This window comes from Streptomyces rapamycinicus NRRL 5491 (assembly GCF_024298965.1).
In the GTDB taxonomy this organism is placed as follows: domain Bacteria; phylum Actinomycetota; class Actinomycetes; order Streptomycetales; family Streptomycetaceae; genus Streptomyces; species Streptomyces rapamycinicus.
Window position 1 is genome coordinate 2,299,569 of the sequence record NZ_CP085193.1, and the last position, 17,492, is coordinate 2,317,060.

At 69.9% G+C, this 17,492-nt stretch carries 11 protein-coding genes; 5 read left to right on the top strand and 6 right to left on the bottom strand.

What is annotated here, in order from left to right; all coding sequences use genetic code 11:
* Positions 1-5 precede the first annotated feature (5 nt).
* From rhaS to LIV37_RS09405, 4 genes are read right to left on the bottom strand one after another with little or no spacing between them, the layout of a single operon-like run.
* Positions 6-1,085 carry a rhamnose ABC transporter substrate-binding protein gene (gene rhaS / locus LIV37_RS09390; RefSeq protein ID WP_373920600.1) on the bottom strand — a complete coding sequence of 360 codons (1,080 nt, stop codon included), beginning with the start codon at positions 1,083-1,085 and terminating at the stop codon, positions 6-8.
* Positions 1,086-1,117: 32 nt separating this feature from the next.
* The gene (locus LIV37_RS09395) at positions 1,118-2,089 is read right to left on the bottom strand and encodes an ABC transporter permease (RefSeq protein ID WP_020866875.1); all 972 of its coding nucleotides are present in this window, start codon (positions 2,087-2,089) and stop codon (positions 1,118-1,120) included.
* Complete coding sequence (locus LIV37_RS09400) at positions 2,086-3,129, bottom strand: ABC transporter permease (protein WP_020866876.1); 1,044 nt, start codon at positions 3,127-3,129, stop codon at positions 2,086-2,088. Before LIV37_RS09400 ends, LIV37_RS09395 begins: the two co-directional genes overlap by 4 nt.
* Complete coding sequence (locus tag LIV37_RS09405; RefSeq protein ID WP_243146372.1) at positions 3,126-4,823, bottom strand: sugar ABC transporter ATP-binding protein; 1,698 nt, start codon at positions 4,821-4,823, stop codon at positions 3,126-3,128. The genes LIV37_RS09400 and LIV37_RS09405 overlap by 4 nt, the downstream gene beginning before the upstream one ends.
* A 230-nt stretch (positions 4,824-5,053) precedes the next feature.
* Here LIV37_RS09405 and LIV37_RS09410 point away from each other — a divergent pair, with 230 nt between their 5' ends.
* Both LIV37_RS09410 and rhaI read left to right on the top strand, forming a co-directional pair.
* Positions 5,054-8,254, top strand: a complete 3,201-nt coding sequence (locus LIV37_RS09410) for an alpha-L-rhamnosidase (RefSeq protein WP_020866878.1) — start codon at positions 5,054-5,056, stop codon at positions 8,252-8,254.
* Positions 8,255-8,284: 30 nt separating this feature from the next.
* Positions 8,285-9,445, top strand: coding sequence for an L-rhamnose isomerase (gene rhaI / locus LIV37_RS09415; RefSeq protein WP_121825658.1), 1,161 nt, complete (start codon positions 8,285-8,287; stop codon positions 9,443-9,445).
* 305 nt (positions 9,446-9,750) lie between these two features.
* Here the strand turns inward: rhaI and ltrA are convergent, their stop codons facing one another.
* Together ltrA and LIV37_RS09425 are read right to left on the bottom strand one after the other, a co-directional pair.
* Positions 9,751-11,115 (bottom strand): group II intron reverse transcriptase/maturase, encoded by a 1,365-nt coding sequence (gene ltrA, locus LIV37_RS09420; RefSeq protein WP_121825657.1) that lies wholly within the window; start codon positions 11,113-11,115, stop codon positions 9,751-9,753.
* A 516-nt stretch (positions 11,116-11,631) separates the two neighbouring features.
* The gene (locus LIV37_RS09425; RefSeq protein WP_020866880.1) at positions 11,632-12,759 is read right to left on the bottom strand and encodes an RNA-guided endonuclease InsQ/TnpB family protein; all 1,128 of its coding nucleotides are present in this window, start codon (positions 12,757-12,759) and stop codon (positions 11,632-11,634) included.
* A gap of 158 nt (positions 12,760-12,917) precedes the next feature.
* Here LIV37_RS09425 and LIV37_RS09430 point away from each other — a divergent pair, with 158 nt between their 5' ends.
* From LIV37_RS09430 to LIV37_RS09440, 3 genes are all read left to right on the top strand, one after another.
* On the top strand, positions 12,918-14,957 hold the full coding sequence (locus LIV37_RS09430) for a bifunctional rhamnulose-1-phosphate aldolase/short-chain dehydrogenase (protein ID WP_020866881.1): 2,040 nt from the start codon (positions 12,918-12,920) through the stop codon (positions 14,955-14,957).
* A 211-nt stretch (positions 14,958-15,168) separates the two neighbouring features.
* Positions 15,169-16,737, top strand: a complete 1,569-nt coding sequence (locus LIV37_RS09435) for a rhamnulokinase (protein WP_020866882.1) — start codon at positions 15,169-15,171, stop codon at positions 16,735-16,737.
* Entirely contained in the window at positions 16,728-17,480 is a 753-nt protein-coding gene (locus tag LIV37_RS09440) for a (Fe-S)-binding protein (RefSeq protein WP_020866883.1), read from the top strand. Before LIV37_RS09435 ends, LIV37_RS09440 begins: the two co-directional genes overlap by 10 nt.
* Positions 17,481-17,492 lie beyond the last annotated feature (12 nt).

Below are 17,492 nucleotides of genomic sequence, written 5' to 3' on the forward strand. Positions count from 1 at the left end.
CCGCCTCAGAAGTGGTACTTGTCGATGTTGGACTTCTCGAAGACGGTGGGCGGGCCGAGGATGACCTCGCCGTTCTTGCCGACCGTGTACTCGCCCAGCTTCCCAGCCTTGAACTTCTCCCCCTCGGCCCCGGTGATCTGCCCGGAGGCGAGCGCGGCCGCGGCGTACGAACCGAGGTAGCCGAGCTTCTTGGGGTCCCAGAGCGCGAACTGCTCGACGGTGCCGTCCTTGACGTACTTGCGCATCTGGTTGGGCGTGCCGAGGCCGTTCAGCACCACCTTGCCCTCGTATGAGGAGCCGCTGATGTAGCGGGCGGCCGCGGCGATGCCCACCGTGGTGGGCGCGATGATGCCCTTGAGCTCGGGGTACGCCTTGAGCAGGCCCTGGGTCTCCTGGAAGGACTTCTGGTCGTCGTCGTCCCCGTACACCGTCTTGACCAGCTTCATGTTCTTGTAGGCGGGCTTGCTCAGCTCGTCCTTCATGAAGCGGATCCAGGTGTTCTGGTTGGTGGCGTTCTGGGTGGCGGAGAGGATCGCGATCTGGCCCTTGTAGCCGAGTTGCCTGGCGAGGTGCTGGACCTGGCTGCGGCCGATCTCCTCGGAGCTGGCCTGGTTGATGAAGAGCTGGCGGCAGGCCGGGGCGGTGTCGGAGTCGTACGCCACCACCTTGATGTCCTTCTTCATGGCCTGCTTGAGCGGGCCGCACACCGCGTTGGGGTCGTTGGCCGCGATCAGGATGGCGTCCTGGCGCTGCTGGACCAGGGTGTTGATGTACGACACCTGGGAGGAGGCGCTGGCGTCGGACGGGCCGACCTCCTTGCCCTTGCCGCCGAACTCCCCGGCGGCCGTGATCCCCGCCTCGTCGATGAGCTTCTCGTAGGGGTTGTTGATCTGCTTGGGCAGGAAGGCCAGCTTGAGGCCCTTCTTCAGGGGGGCGCCGGGGTCGGCTTTGGCGTCGCTCTTGGCGGCGCCACCGTTGTCGTTGTCCTTCTTGGTGGTGCCGCCGCAGCCGGCCAGGGCCACGGCCAGGGCACAGACCGCGGCGGCGGTGGCGGCGGCGCGGCGGCGCGCGGGAGAGCTGCTCATCATCAGAGGACCTTTCGCGATGCGTGGGTGGATCAGCTGGTCGAGGCGGCGGCGCGCCGGTGACGCCAGGCGCTCACGGTGGTGATCAGACGGGGGGTGAGGACGGAGGCCACCAGCAGCAGCCCGGTGACGATCACCTGGACCTCGTTGGCCACGTCATTGAGGGTCAGCAGGTTCTTCAGGACGCCGATGAGCAGCACCCCGGCGACGGCGCCGAACAGCGTGCCCTTGCCGCCGTCGAAGTCGACGCCGCCCAGCAGGACGGAGGCGATGACGAGCATTTCGAAGCCCTGCCCGTTGTCGGCCCGCGCGCTGCCGTACCGCAGGGTGAACACGACCCCGGCGAAGGCCGAGATCAGCCCGCTGACCACGAACAACAGCAGCTTGACGCGTTTGACGCGGATGCCCGCGAAGTACGCGGCGTCCTCCTGGGCACCGATGGCGAACAGCGACCGGCCCACGCCCGTGGCGTGCAGCACCACGGCGGCGATGGCGGCCAGCACGATGAACAGCGCCACCGGATAGGTGAGGAAGGTGCCGGGCACGGTGGTGGTGTCCACGGCCCACTTGGCGTACGTCTCGGGGAAGTCGGTGATGGCGTTGGAGCCGAGCACCACCGACGCCAGCCCCCGGTAGAGCGCGAGCGTGCCGATGGTGACGGCGAGCGACGGCAGCCCGACCCGGGTGACCAGCCAGCCGTTGAGCAGCCCACCGACCACCCCGACCAGCAGCACGATCGGCACGATGGTCTCGAACGCCCAGCCCGCGTCCCACAGTTGGCCGGTGAGCGCGCTGGACAGGCCGAGCATCGAGGCCACCGACAGATCCACCTGCCCGGCCACCACCAGCAGTGTCATCGGCAGCGCCATCAGCGCCACTTCGGCGATGTCGTTGAAGGCGAAGGCGAGGTTGTCGCGGCCGGCGAAGCCGTCCGTGGTGCCGAGGCCGGTGAGGAAGACGGCCACCAGCAGCACCCCGACGGCGGTGTCCCACCTGAGCTTCATCGTGCGCTCCTCTTCGTCAGCGCGCGGGTCATGCGCACCCGTACGATCCGGTCCACGCTGATGGCCGCCAGCAGCAGCGCACCGGCGATGGCGTCCTGCCAGAAGGAGTCGACCTTCAGCACGGCCAGGGCGCTGCCGATCGTGGTGAGCAGCAGCGCGCCCAGCGCCGCGCCCCACACCGTGCCGGTGCCGCCGACGATGGCGACGCCTCCGACCACCACCGCGCTGACCACGGTGAGTTCCCAGCCGTGGGCGTTGTCGGCGACGACGGTGCCGAAGCGGGCCAGCCACAGCGCGCCCGCGAAGCCCGAGACGGCGCCGGAGAACACATACGCGGCCAGCACCCGCCGCCGGATCGGCACCCCGGCCAGCCGGGCGGCCTCCGGGCTGGAGCCGATGGCGTACAGCTCACGGCCGCCGCGGTAGGTGCGCAGGACGTACGCGGTCCCGGCGAGCACTACGAAGGCGATCAGCGGGAGATACGGGATGCCCAGCACGCTGCCGCTGCCGAGGTCCAGCACTGACTGCGGCACATCGGCGGCGTTGATCTGCTCGCCTTGCGCCCACCAGTAGTCGACGCCCTGGATGATGTAGAGCATCCCGAGGGTCACCACCAGTGCGGGCACCCGTCCGAAGCTCACCAGCGCACCGCTGACGATGCCGCAGCCCGCGCCGACGAGGAGGCCGAGAGCCAGGACCGTCAGCGCCCCGTGGTCGGTGCCGGAGACGAACTTCCCGCAGGCGAAGGCGGACAGGCCCACCACGGAGCCGACCGACAGATCGATGTTGCGGGTGATGACCACGACCGACTGCCCGACCGCGAGCAGCACCAGGATGGCGGCGTTGAGCAGCAGGTCCTTGATGCCCTGGTCGTCGAGGAAGCGCGGTTCGGCGATCCAGGTGAACAGCACCAGCAGCACGAGGGCCCCGGCGATGCTGATCTCCCGCGCGCGGAAGACGGCGTCGACGAGCGAGCGCGCCGAGCGGGCCGTCTCCGGCGCGGCGGCGGATTTATCGGGTTTCTCGATGGTCACGCTCACGTGCGGGTCCCTTCTGCGCCGGCGCCGGTGGGCCCGGTGGCACCGGTAGGCCCGGTGGCGGCGGTGCGCCCGCTCACTGCGGTGGCGCCGGTGGGCCCGATCGCGTCGGCGTCGCGGGGAAGCTCGGCCGCGGCGGCCTCACCGGCGACACCGGCGACACCGGCGACACCGGCGACACCGGCGCCATCCGCGAGCCCGGTCGCGGCGGCCATCACGGACTCCTCGGTGGCCTCGGCACGCGGGATCTCGGCCACCAGCCGGCCCTCGTGCATCACCAGGACCCGGTCGGCCATGCCCAGCACCTCGGGCAGGTCGGAGGAGATCATCAGCACCGCGAGCCCGTCGGCGGCCAGCGACGACAGCAGCCGGTGCACCTCGGCCTTGGTGCCCACGTCGATTCCGCGCGTGGGCTCGTCGACGATGAGCACCGTGGGCTCGGTCGCCAGCCACTTGGCGAGCACGACCTTCTGCTGATTGCCGCCGGAGAGCACCCCGACGTGGTCGGCGAGGCTGCCGTACTTCAGCTGGAGCCGGACCGCCCAGTCGGCCGCGCGGCCGCGCTCCAGCGCCCGTTTCACCAGCCCCGCGCGGCCCAGCCGGTCCAGGCCGGTCAGCCCGATGTTCCGCTCGATGGACATCTCCATCACCAGCCCCCGCTGGCGCCGGTCCTCGGGGACGAGCGCGAGCCCGGCGTCCATGGCGGCGGTCGGCGAACCGGGCCGCAGCACCGCCCCGCCGACCCGCACCTCGCCCGCGTCCGCCCGGTCCACGCCGAAGACGGCCTGGGCGACCTCGGTACGCCCGGCGCCGACCAGCCCGGCGAGCGCGACGATCTCACCGCGCCGCACCTCGAAGGAGACGTCCCGGAAGACGCCCTCACGGGTCAGCCGGCGCACCGCCAGCGCGGTCTCGCCGACCCGGCTCTCCTGCTTGGGGTACAGCTCGGCCAGGTCCCGGCCCACCATGCGGCGGACCAGAACGTCCTGGGTGAGCCCGGCCAGCGGCTCGGAGGCCACCAACCGGCCGTCCCGCAGGGTGGTGACCCGCTGGCAGAGTTCGAAGATCTCCTCCAGGCGGTGGGAGATGAACAGCACGGCGGCGCCCTCGGCACGCAGCGTTTCGACGACCGAGAAGAGCCGGGCGGTCTCGCTCCCGGTGAGCGCCGCCGTCGGCTCGTCCATGATCAGCACCCGGGCGTCGAAGGAGAGCGCCTTGGCGATCTCGACGATCTGCTGGTCGGCGATGGACAGGCCCCTGGCGGGCCGGTCCGGGTCGAGTTCGACGCCGAGCCGTGCCATCAGGGCCGCGGTGGAGGTCCGTACGGCCTTGTGGTCGATCCGACCGAGGGCGCGGCGGGGCTGACGGCCCATGAAGATGTTCTCGGCGATGGACAGATCGGGGAAGAGCGTCGGCTCCTGGTAGATGACGGCGGTGCCGACGTCACGGGCGTCGGCGGGGCCGTGGAAGACCACCGGCTCGCCGTCCAGCAGCACCCGGCCGGAGTCGGGCCGGTGCACCCCGGCGAGGATCTTGATGAGGGTCGACTTGCCAGCCCCGTTCTCACCGGCCAGGGCATGGGCCTCACCGGCGAAGAGCTCGAGCGAGACGTCCCGGAGGGCCCGTACGGCGCCGAAGGATTTGTTCACCCCCTCGAGGGCGAGGACCGGCACACCGGTCGAAGCAGGCTGGCTCACGGAGTCTCCTGACGCGTACGCAGGGGCAATAAATGAAATGTTTCAATGCCGGATTCCGGGAAGCTAGCCGTGCCCCATGCGGCCGTCAAGGGGGTGTGCACGGGATATAGGTACATCGTTCGAGCCCTCTTGACGCACCCCGAGCCCCGGCCCTACGGTCCAGGCGCCTTGGGTTGAATCGTTTTCATCGATCGTTTTCATCCAGCCGTCCCCGGCCCTGGAGGAAGCTCGTGATCAGCAGACGCCACCTGCTCGCCACCACCGCTGCCACCGGTACGGCCCTCACGGGTCTGCCCGCCCTCACCCCGTCCGCCGCCGCCGAGGACCGCCCCGGCGCGGGGCTGTGGGTCCGGAGCACCACGGTGGAGTACGCGTCCCACCCGCTCGGCCTCGACACCGCCCGCCCCCGGCTGAGCTGGATCCTCGACTCGGACGCCCGCGACCAGTTCCAGAGCGCGTACCACATCCGGGTCGCCACCTCCCCCGACCGGCTCGGCGAGCCGGACGTCTGGGACAGCGGCAAGACGACATCGCGCCAGTCGGTCCTGGTCCCCTACGACGGCCCGGCCCCGCGCCCGCGCACCCGCTACCACTGGTCGGTGCGGGTCTGGGACGGCCACGGCCGCCCCTCCCCGTGGTCCGCCCCCGCCTGGTGGGAGACCGGGCTGCTGAACTCCGGTCAGTGGCAGGCCCGTTGGATCGCCGCGCCCGCCGCGCTGACCGCGCCCCCGGCCCTGGAGGGCGCCTCCTGGATCTGGTTCCCCGAGGGGGATCCGGCCACCGAGGCCCCGGCGGCCACCCGGTGGTTCCGTGCCTCCGTCCGCGCCCCGGGCAGCGTCCGCCGCGCCCGGCTGGTGGTGGCGGCCGACGACGGTTTCACCGCCCATGTGAACGGCACCGAGGTCGCCGCCCGCGAGGCAGTGGGCGCCCTCAAGGCGTGGAGCCATCCGGCCACCGTCGACGTGACCGAATTCCTCGACGAGGGCGCCGCCACCCTCGCCATCGCGGCCACCAACGCCGAGAAGGGCCCGGCGGGGCTGCTCGCCACCCTGGAGCTCACCACCGAGGACGGCACCACCCACCACCACACGGACGCCACCTGGCGCACGACCGACACCGACCCCCCCGCCGCCTGGGCGGACCCGGACTACGACGACAGCGGATGGACCACCGCCAAGAAGCTGGCGGCCTGGGGCGGCGGCCCCTGGGGCAAGGTGCTTCCCCTCCAGTCCCCCGCCCAGCTGCGCCGCACCTTCCGGCTCACCAAGCCCGTGGCGCGCGCCCGGCTCCACTCCACGGCCCTGGGCCTCTACGAAGCCCACCTCAACGGCGTCCGCGTCGGCCGCGACCAGCTCGCCCCCGGCTGGACCGACTACCGCAAGCGCGTGGCGTACCAGACCTACGACGTCACCGACGCCCTCCGCCGGGGGACGAACGCCCTCGGCATGACCCTCGCACCCGGCTGGTACGCCGGGAACATCGCCTGGTTCGGCCAGACCCAGTACGGCGACCACCCCGCCCTGCTCGCCCAGCTGGAGGTCACGTACACCGACGGCAGCACCGAGCGCATCACCACCGACCAGCAGTGGCGCGCGGCCACCGGTCCGCTGCTCACCGCCGACCTGCTGATGGGCGAGGAGTACGACGCCCGCGCGGAGACCCCCGGCTGGACCTCACCGGGCTTCGACGACACCGGCTGGCAGCCCGCCGTCACGGCCTCGGACATCACGGCCGAGGTGGTGGCCCAGACCGACGCCCCGACCCGGGTGGAACGCGAGATCAAGCCCGTCAAGGTCACCGAACCCGCCCCCGGTGTCCACCTCTTCGACCTGGGCCAGAACATGGTCGGCAGCGTCCGCCTCACCGTCTCCGGCCCGGCAGGCCATAAGATCCGGATCCGCCACGCCGAGGTACTCAACCCGGACGGCACCGCCTATACGGCCAATCTGCGCACCGCCCGCCCGGTCGACACCTACACCCTCAAGGGCGGCGGCCGGGAGACCTACGAGCCGCGCTTCACCTTCCACGGCTTCCGCTACGTCGAGGTCACGGGCTACCCCGGAACGCCCTCCCCCGACGCGATCACCGGCCGGGTGATGCACACCGCCGCCCCGTTCACCCTGTCCTTCCACACCGACTCGGCGATGCTCAACCAGCTGCACTCCAACATCACCTGGGGGCTGCGCGGCAACTTCCTCTCCATCCCCACCGACACCCCGGCGCGGGACGAGCGGCTCGGCTGGACCGGCGACATCAACGTGTTCTCCAGCACCGCCGCGTACACCATGGAGTCCGCCCGCTTCCTCACCAAGTGGCTCCAGGACCTGCGCGACGGCCAGACCGACGAGGGCTCCTTCCCCGATGTGGCGCCCCACCTCGGCGACGTCGGCAACGGCGTGGCGGGCTGGGGCGACGCCGGGGTGACCGTGCCCTGGAACCTCTACCAGGCGTACGGCGACACCCGGGTACTGCGCGAGAACTGGCCGGCCATGCGGCGCTGGATCACCTACCTGGAACAGCACAGCACCGATCTGCTGCGGCCCGCCGAGGGCTACGGCGACTGGCTCAGCGTCGAGGCGGACACCCCCAAGGACGTCATCGCCACCGCGTACTTCGCCCACGCCACCGACCTCGTCGCCCGCACCGCACACGTCCTGGGCGAGGACCCGGCCCCGTACGAAGACCTCCTGACCCGTATCAAGGCGGCCTTCAACCGCGCGTACGTCTCCGCCGACGGCCGGATCAAGGGCGACACCCAGACCGCGTACGTCCTGGCGCTCTCCATGGACCTGCTCCCGGCCGGCCTCCGCACACCCGCGGCCGATCGCCTCGTCGCCCTCGTCAAGGACCGCGACTGGCATCTGTCCACCGGATTCCTCGGCACCCCGCGGCTGCTCCCGACCCTCACCGAGACCGGCCACACCGACGTCGCGTACCGCCTGCTCCACCAGCGCACGTTCCCGTCCTGGGGCTACCAGATCGACCGGGGCGCGACCACGATGTGGGAGCGCTGGGACTCGATCAAACCGGACGGGAGCTTCCAGGACGTCGGGATGAACTCGTTCAACCACTACGCCTACGGCTCGGTCGGCGAGTGGATGTACCAGAACATCACCGGGATCGCCCCCGCCGCCCCCGGCTTCCGCGAGATCCTCATCCGGCCCCGCCCCGGTGGCGAGGTGCGCTCCGCCGAGGGCCGCTACGACTCCCTATACGGCCCGGTCACCACCCGCTGGTCGCAGGGCGAGGACTTCACCCTCACGGTGTCCATCCCCGTCAACACCACGGCCCAGATCTGGGTCCCGGCACACCGCGCGGCGGACGTCACCGCTCGCGGCGCCCGCCCGCTGCGCATGGCGGACGGCTGCGCGGTGTTCGCCGTGGGGTCGGGGACCCACCACTTCTTGACGCGTGGCCGACCGCGCGGCTAGGTTTCTTGAATCGTTTCATGAAGGAGATTCATGTCTGACGTTCCAGCCGTGAAGGCGGCCCTCAAGAGCCAGGCGGTCGAGACGCCGTCATGGGCGTACGGCAACTCCGGAACCCGCTTCAAGGTCTTCGCCCAGCCCGGTGTCCCGCGCACCCCCCAGGAGAAGCTGGACGACGCCGCCCAGGTGCACGCCGCCACCGGGGTCGCCCCCACGGTCGCCCTGCACATCCCCTGGGACAGGGTCGAGGACTACGGGGCGCTCGCCAAGTACGCGGGGGAACGCGGCCTGAAGCTGGGCGCCATCAACTCCAACGTCTTCCAGGACGACGACTACAAGCTGGGCTCGGTCACCCACCCCGACCCGGCGGTCCGCCGCAAGGCGCTGGGCCACCTCCTGGAGTGCGTCGACATCATGGACGCCACGGGCTCCCGCGACCTCAAGCTCTGGTTCTCCGACGGCACCAACTACCCCGGCCAGGACGACATCGCGGCCCGCCAGGACCGCCTCGCCGAGGCGCTGAGCGCGGTCTACGAGCGCCTCGGCGAGGACCAGCGGATGCTGCTGGAGTACAAGTTCTTCGAGCCCGCCTTCTACACCACGGACGTCCCGGACTGGGGCACCGCCTACGCCCACTGCCTCAAGCTGGGCCCCAGGGCCCAGGTCTGCGTGGACACCGGCCACCACGCGCCCGGCACCAACATCGAGTTCATCGTCGCCCTCCTGCTGCGCGAGAGGAAGCTCGGCGCCTTCGACTTCAACTCCCGCTTCTACGCGGACGACGACCTCATGGTCGGCGCCGCCGACCCCTTCCAGCTCTTCCGGATCATGTACGAGGTGGTCCGGGGCGGCGGGCTGACCTCGGGGGTCGCCTTCATGCTCGACCAGTGCCACAACATCGAGCCCAAGATCCCGGCGATCATCCGCTCCGTGATGAACGTCCAGGAGGCCACGGCCAAGGCCCTCCTGGTCGACCGCGACGCCCTCGCCACGGCCCAGCGCGAGGGCGACGTACTCGGCGCCAACGCGGTGCTGATGGACGCGTACAACACCGACGTACGGCCGCTGCTGGCCGAGGTCCGGGAGGAGTCGGGCATCGCCCCGGACCCGATGGCGGCGTACCGGGCCTCGGGGTGGGCGGAGCGGATCGTCGCGGAGCGGGTGGGGGGAGAGCAGGCGGGGTGGGGTGCGTAACGCCTGCGGCGTGGCACCCCCGCCGCTTCCCGGCCCGGGGGCAAGTCCCCTGCCCCGGGGCCCGGCGGCCCTCGCGCGGAAGTGCCGGGCGAACCGACACCGGTCAGCTCTGTGCCAACCCACGGCGGCAGCCGTCGGGAGCCCCGCATGCGGAACGAGTGGACGACTCCGGCCGCGGAAACCCACTGAAACAGGTCCGCGCGACACGCAGAGGACGACTATCGGGTAGGCGGGCCGGTTCTCCCGGCCCGCCCCCCACACCACCGGACATGCGGGCCCGCATCCGGCGGTTCGTCCAGTTGATCTCAGGAGGTGATGTGATGACGCGAGCGGGACCACGAGTCGGTGAACGATCTGTAGCCTCTGCTCGCCCAGTAGGTGCTGTTCATGGCGATCGAGACCGAGTGCGAGCGGGACTGGCGCCAGTATCGCTTGCGCGAGATGACGACCTCTCCCCGATCGACGGTCCGTTCTGGGTCGTAGCCCAGCTTCCGGAGCATGTGGCGTTTACGTTCGTACGTCTTCCACTGCACCATCTGCGCCTGCCGCAACCTGCGGCGCGTCCATTCGTCGATCTCGCGGAAGACCCTTCCGGACTCCGCGAGGCCGAAGTAGGCCACCCACCCGGTCGTAAACCGGTTGAGCTTGTCCAGCCTGTGATCCATGGACACACCCCACGTCCGGGAGGTGTAGCGCCGGACCGTGCTCTTCAGGCGTTTGACCGCCTTCCCAGCGACCCGGATCTTCACCTGTCCCTTGGTGAGGTAGTAGCCGAACCCGAGGAGAGACGTCCACCAGATGGGGCACGCCTTGGACTTCTCCTTGTTCACCTTCAGCTTCAGGGTCTTCTCGATGAAGCCCGTGACCGAGGCGAGGGTCCGTTCCGCCGCTCGCTTGGAGCGGACGAAGATCATTGCATCGTCCGCGTACCGCACGAACCGGTGTCCACGCTTGAAGAGTTCACGGTCGAGGTCATCCAACATGATGTTGGAAAGCAGCGGGGAAAGAGGCGAACCCTGAGGTGTTCCTTCCCCGGAGCTAATGACCACCCCTTCGGCCATGATTCCGGCCTCCAGGTATCGGCGAATCAGCTTCAGGACCTTCTTGTCCTTCACCCGGCGGGCCACCCGCGCCATGAGCGCATCGTGGTTCACCCGGTCGAAGAACTTGTCAAGATCCAGATCCACAGCCCATCGGTTTCCATCCTGAACAGCTCGGCGGCCAGCCCTCACGGCCTGGTGAGCCGAGCGCCCCGGACGGAACCCGAACGACGACCCCGAGAAATGGGGGTCGAATACGGGCACCAGAACCTGGGCAATAGCCTGCTGGATCAGCCGATCCAGCACACCCGGAACACCCAGCATCCGCTCCCCGCCATTCGGCTTAGGGATAGTCACCCGACGCACGGGAGCGGGCCTGTATGTTCCCACGTCGAGCTCAGCCCATACCCTGGGCCAGTTCTGGGCGATCCACGGCCGCAATTGCTCCGTGGTCATCCCATCGACGCCGGGGGCTCCCCGGTTCGTCTCGACGCGCCTGAGCGCCGCGAGCAAGTTCTCCTTCGAGAACAGCACTTCCCAGAGGGACGGCTCGCGGTGATCTTCGGTCCGGTGCCGCGCCGCCAAGTCGCTGCGCTCCACAGGCGGGACGGCCGTATGCACCGGCGCCATCACCTGTGGATCTGCCGTAGCAGGCTTGCAGCGGTCATTGCGGCCTGGGCGAGCAGACACCCTTCCCCCGATCCACTAAACGTTCAGTCCTTCCCGAGCCCTTGTCGGCCTGCTGCCTACCCGCTCGGTACTATGACCTCTGCTGACTTCTGCCCGGCAAATCAGCGGGATTGCTCCCGACGATCGTCACGATCTCCGCCATCACACGGTTACAGGTGACACCCGGACAGATCTCCCCGAATAAAGACGACAACTTTCCCCGGATGCCCGCCGCATATACCCCGCGCCATTCTTGGTGAGAACGGGCATCGACGTCATCAGCCGCCTTACCCTGGACACGTGGCCTCCAATGCGATTCTTGTACATCGGTACCCGGTTTTGCCTTCGGCTTCCTTCCCACCCCTCCTCACGGAGACGCAGTTGCCGTTCGGCTATCGAGTTAGTCTCACCTCTGCTCGTAGGGACTTTCACCCATAAGCTGCCGCCCGCGTCGGGCGTACTGACTTCCTCCCCCGCCTAACGGCGGAGGATTCCAGCGGTCGCCCGCTGGGTTTCCTGCTTCACCGACGACCGCCCCGTCCGGGAGGACTCCCGTTGAGGTCTTACACCGTCTCCACAGGCAGACGCCGCCAGCCCGGCGGCCAGGATGTTGCGTGCCGCGTTCACGTCGCGGTCATGCACGGCGCCGCAGTCGCACGTCCACTCGCGGACGTTCAACGGCAGCTTCTCGCGGACCGTGCCGCAGTTCCCGCACAGCTTGCTGGACGGGAACCAGCGGTCGATCACGACGAGCTCGCGCCCGTACCAGGCGCACTTGTACTCCAGCATCATGCGCAGGTTCGCCCATGCCGCGTCCGAGATGGCGCGCGCGAGGCGGCTGTTCTTCAGCAGGTTGCGGACAGTCAGGTCCTCAATCACGACCGTTTGGTTCTCACGGACGAGACGAGTGGTCAGCTTGTGAAGGGAGTCCCGGCGCCGGTCGGCGATGCGGGCGTGGACGCGGGCCACCTTCACCCGGGCCCTGGCCCGGTTGGCGATCTTCTCCCCGGTGGACAGGGTCACCAGAGAGGTGATCCCGGCGTCCAGGCCGACCGCCGCACTCGTGGCGGGGGCAGGGGCGATGGTGTCCTCGACGAGCAGGGAGACGAACCAGCGGCCTGCCCTGTCGCGGGACACGGTCACCGTCGTCGGCTCCGCACCCTCCGGCAGGGGGCGCGACCAGCGAATGTCCAGCGACCCGGCCATCTTCGCCAGAGTCAGTGTTCCGTCGCGCCATGTGAAGGCGCTGCGGGTGTACTCGGCCGACGCCCGGGACTGCTTCCGGCTCTTGTACCGGGGGTACCTGGCCCGCTTGGCGAAGAAGTTCCCGAACGCCGTCTGAAGATGGCGCAGCGCCTGCTGGAGCGGGACGGAGGACACCTCGCACAGGAAGGCGAGTTCCTCGGTCTTCTTCCACTCCGTCAGCGCGGCGGAGGACTGCACGTAGGAGATGCGGCGCTGCTCGCCGTACCAGGCTCGCGTGCGCTCCTCCAGCGCCTTGTTGTACACGAGGCGGACGCAGCCGAACGTGCGGGACAGCTCCGCTGCCTGCTCGTCCGTGGGGTAAAAGCGGTACTTGAACGCCCGCTTGACCTGCCGCGCCACACCTCACATTTTATCATCTCCAGTGTGAGCGGCAGCTGTCGACCGGTGGCTGGTCTACGTCGGATCGCTCTGACGCCCCTTCGGCTTTTCCCGCCCCGCTCCGTAGGAGTCCGTTTCCTCCCCGGCCTGAAGGCCGGGGTAACCACGGAGGAATCCTGATGACCGCAGAACCACATCCCGAGGCGGGCGCGCTGTTGGGGCGCTCGCACCGGTTGGGCGCTGATCCGCGTAATACCAACTACGCGGGGGGAAACACCTCCGCCAAGGGCACCGCGACCGATCCCGTCACCGGCCAGGACGTCGAGCTGATGTGGGTCAAGGGCTCCGGTGGCGATCTGGGCACCCTCACCCGCTCCGGGCTCGCCGCGCTCCGGCTGGACCGCCTTCGTGCGCTCACCGGTGTCTATCCCGGGGTGGACCGCGAGGACGAGATGGTCGCGGCGTTCGACTACTGCCTGCACGGCAAGGGCGGGGCCGCGCCGTCCATCGACACCGCCATGCACGGCCTGGTGGACGCCGCCCATGTCGACCACCTCCACCCCGACTCCGGTATCGCCCTCGCGTGCGCCGCCGACGGCGAGGCGCTCACCAAGGAGTGTTTCGGCAACCAGGTCGTCTGGGCGCCCTGGCGCCGCCCCGGCTTCCAGCTGGGCCTGGACATCGCCGCCATCAAGAAGGCCAATCCGCAGGCCATCGGCTGCGTCCTCGGCGGCCACGGCATCACCGCCTGGGGCGACACCTCCGACGCGTGCGAGGCGAACTCGCTCCGCATCATCCGCACCGCCGAGGAGTTCCTCACCGCACGCGGCAAGGCGGACCCGTTCGGCCCCGTCGTCCACCCCACCCTCCCCGAAGCCGAGCGCCGCGCCCGTGCGGCCGCCCTGGCCCCGGTGATCCGGGGCCTGGCCTCCACCGACCGCCCCCAGGTCGGTCACTTCACGGACAGCGACACCGTCCTGGACTTCGTCTCCCGCGCCGAACACCCCCGACTGGCGGCCCTCGGCACCTCCTGCCCGGACCACTTCCTGCGCACCAAGGTCCGCCCCCTGGTCCTGGACCTCCCCCCGGACTCGCCCCTCGACACGACGATCGACCGCCTCAGGGAACTCCACACCGCGTACCGCACCGGCTACGCGGCCTACTACGACCGCCACGCCACCCCCGACTCTCCGCCCATGCGTGGCGCGGATCCCGCCATCGTGCTGATCCCCGGCATCGGGATGTTCAGCTACGGCAAGGACAAGCAAACGGCCCGCGTGGCAGGCGAGTTCTACGTCAACGCGATCAACGTCATGCGCGGCGCCGAAGCGGTTTCCACCTACTCCCCCATCGAGGAGTCGGAGAAGTTCCGCATCGAGTACTGGGCGCTCGAGGAAGCCAAGCTCCAGCGCATGCCCAAGCCCAAGCCCCTCGCCACCCGCATCGCCCTGGTGACCGGCGCGGGCTCCGGTATCGGCAAGGCGATCGCCCACCGCCTCGTGGCCGAGGGCGCATGCGTCGTAGTCGCGGACGTCAACCCGGAGTCGGCGCAAGCCGTGGCCCAAGAGCTCGGCGGCCCGGACAAGGCCACGGCGGTCACCGCCGACGTCACCTCCGAAGAGCAGATCAAGGCGGCGTTCGAACAAGCGGCGCTGGCCTTCGGCGGCGTGGACATCCTCGTCAACAACGCCGGGATCAGCATCTCCAAACCGCTCCTCGACACCACCACCGCCGACTGGGACCTCCAGCACAACATCATGGCGCGAGGCAGCTTCCTGGCCTCCCGCGAAGCGGCAAGGACCTTCATCGCCCAGAACATGGGCGGTGACATCGTGTACATCACGTCCAAGAACGCCGTGTTCGCGGGCCCGAACAACATCGCCTACTCCGCGACCAAGGCCGACCAGGCCCATCAAGTCCGACTCCTGGCAGCCGAATTGGGCGGGCACGGCATCCGCGTCAACGGCGTGAACCCCGACGGCGTAGTCCAGGGCTCCGGCATCTTCGCAGGCGGCTGGGGCGCACAGCGCGCGGCCGTGTACGGCGTCCCCGAGGAGAAGCTGGGCGAGTTCTACGCCCAACGCACCCTGCTCAAGCGCGAAGTGCTCCCCTCCCATGTGGCGAACGCAGTCTTCGCCCTCGTCGGCGGCGACCTGAGCCACACCACGGGTCTGCACGTCCCGGTCGACGCCGGTGTCGCGGCGGCGTTCCTGCGCTGACACGCGCGTGAGGGGGACGGGGTCGGAGGGGTGGGGTCCTGGACGCTTACGTGTATTTGTGGCGCCGATCTCCGGCCCACGCAAGTCCCCGGTCAATGGCGCCGTAAATATACGGTCCAGGGCCCCGCCCCGGAGGCCCCGGCCCCCGCCCCGTACGAACCACAGCAACCACCAAGCACCCCACCACCCACGCACCCACCACGAGGTCCACGTGCCCGCCACAGAACACCGCTTCGCCGCCGTAGACCTCGGTGCGTCCAGCGGCCGCGTCATCGTCGGGGAGGTCGCCCCCGAACGGCTGACCCTCCACGAGGCGCACCGCTTCCCCAACCAGCCAACCCGCGTCCTGGGCACCCTGCACTGGGACATCCTGTCGCTCCACCAGGGCGTCCTGAACGGCCTCAAGGCAGCTTCCGCGCATACGGGCGACGGCCTGACCAGCATCGGCATCGACACCTGGGCCGTGGACTACGGCCTGCTCGCCGGCGACGGCACCCTGCTCGCCAACCCCGTCCACTACCGCGACGCCCGCACCACCGGCGCCGCCGAAAGGGTCGCGGCCGCGCTCCCGCCCCGAGCCCTCTACGCCGCCACCGGCATCCAACACCTCCCCTTCAACACCATCTACCAGCTCATGGCGGCGCAGGGCACCCCCGCCCTCACCGCCGCCCACCGCCTCCTCCTCATCCCCGACCTCATCTCGTACTGGCTGACCGGCGAGCTGGGCACCGAGCTGACCAACGCCTCCACCACCCAGCTGATCGACCCCCGCACCCGCGACTGGGCCGCCCCGGTGGCGGAGGCCCTGGGCATCGACCTCTCGCTCTTCCCTCCCCTGCGCCGCCCCGGCGACCCCGCCGGAACCCTGCGCCAGGACGTTCTCACCGAGACGGGCATAACGCACCCCCTCCCCGTCACCGCCGTCGGCTCGCACGACACCGCGTCCGCCGTAGTCGGGGTCCCGGCCACCACACCCGACTTCGCGTACATCGCCACCGGCACCTGGTCGCTCGCCGGGCTCGAGCTGGACGCGCCGGTGCTCACGGAGGAGAGCCGCGCGGCCAACTTCACCAATGAGCTGGGCGTGGACGGCACGGTCCGCTATCTGCGCAACATCATGGGCCTGTGGATGCTCCAGGAGTGCATCCGCACCTGGACCGCGGAAAAAACGCAAACCCCCCAAACCACCGCCACAGACCTCACCGCCCTACTACAAGCCGCGGCCCAAGCCACCCCCCTCCGCTCAGTCGTCGACGCCGGCGACCCCGCCTTCATCGCCCCCCACCACATGCCCGACCGCATCGCCGACGCCTGCCGCCGCACCGGTCAGCCCGTCCCCCGCACCCCGGCCGAGACCACCCGCTGCGTCCTTGACTCCCTCGCCCTGGCCCACCGCCGCGCGATCGAGGACGCCACCCGGCTGTCCGGCCGCAGGGTCAGCGCCGTGCACATCGTGGGCGGCGGTGTGCACAACACGCTGTTGTGCCAGCTCACCGCCGATGCCTGCGGCCTCCCCGTGATCGCGGGCCCGGCCGAGGCGGCGGCCCTTGGAAACGTACTGGTCCAGGCCCGGACGGCGGGAGCGATCACCGGCGGCCTGCCCGAGTTGCGCGCCCTGCTTCACAGCACCCAGCCACTGAGGCAGTATGAGCCCACAGGTGATCATTCGGCGTGGGACCGGGCAGCCGCCCGGCTCGGAGACGCACAGGTCACAAGGGCCGCCACCGGCCAGGCTAGGGCCGCCACCGGCCAGGGCGACGAGGAGGAACCGTGCGCGTAGCGCTCTTCATCACCTGCGTCAACGACACCCTCTATCCGCGCACCGGCCAAGCCGTGGTCACGCTCCTCGAGCGGCTCGGCGTGGAAGTCGGCTTCCCGGAGGCGCAGAGCTGTTGCGGGCAGCCGCAGTTCAACACCGGTTACCGCCACGAGACCGAACCGCTGTTGCGCCGCTACGCCATGGCGTTCCGCGACTACGAATACGTGGTGACCCCCTCGGGGTCGTGCGCGGCGATGGTGCGGGACAACTACCCCCGGATGGGCGCGAAGGCCGCCGCCGAGGGGCGGGGCCAGGAGCTCGCGGACGCGGCGGCCGAGGCGGTCCCCAAGACGTACGAGCTCACCGAATTCCTCACGGACGTCCTGAAGGTCACGGATGTCGGTGCGTACTATCCGCACACCGTGACCTACCACCCCACCTGCCACGGCCTGCGGATGCTGAAGCTCGGCGACCGCCCGCGCTCGCTCCTCGCCGCCGTGAAGGGGCTGAACCTGGTGGAGCTGCCGGGTGCCGAGGAGTGCTGTGGCTTCGGCGGTACGTTCGCCGTCAAGAACGCGGCCGTATCGGCGGCCATGGGGGCGGACAAGGCGCGCAACATCACGGCGACCGGCGCCGAGGCGGTGTGCACGCTCGACAACTCCTGCCAGCTGCACATCGGCGGCACACTGGCCCGCCAGGGCTCCACGGTCCGCCCCGTCCACCTCGCCGAGATCCTGGCCAGCACGGAAGGAGACGTCTGGTGAGCGGAACCCACC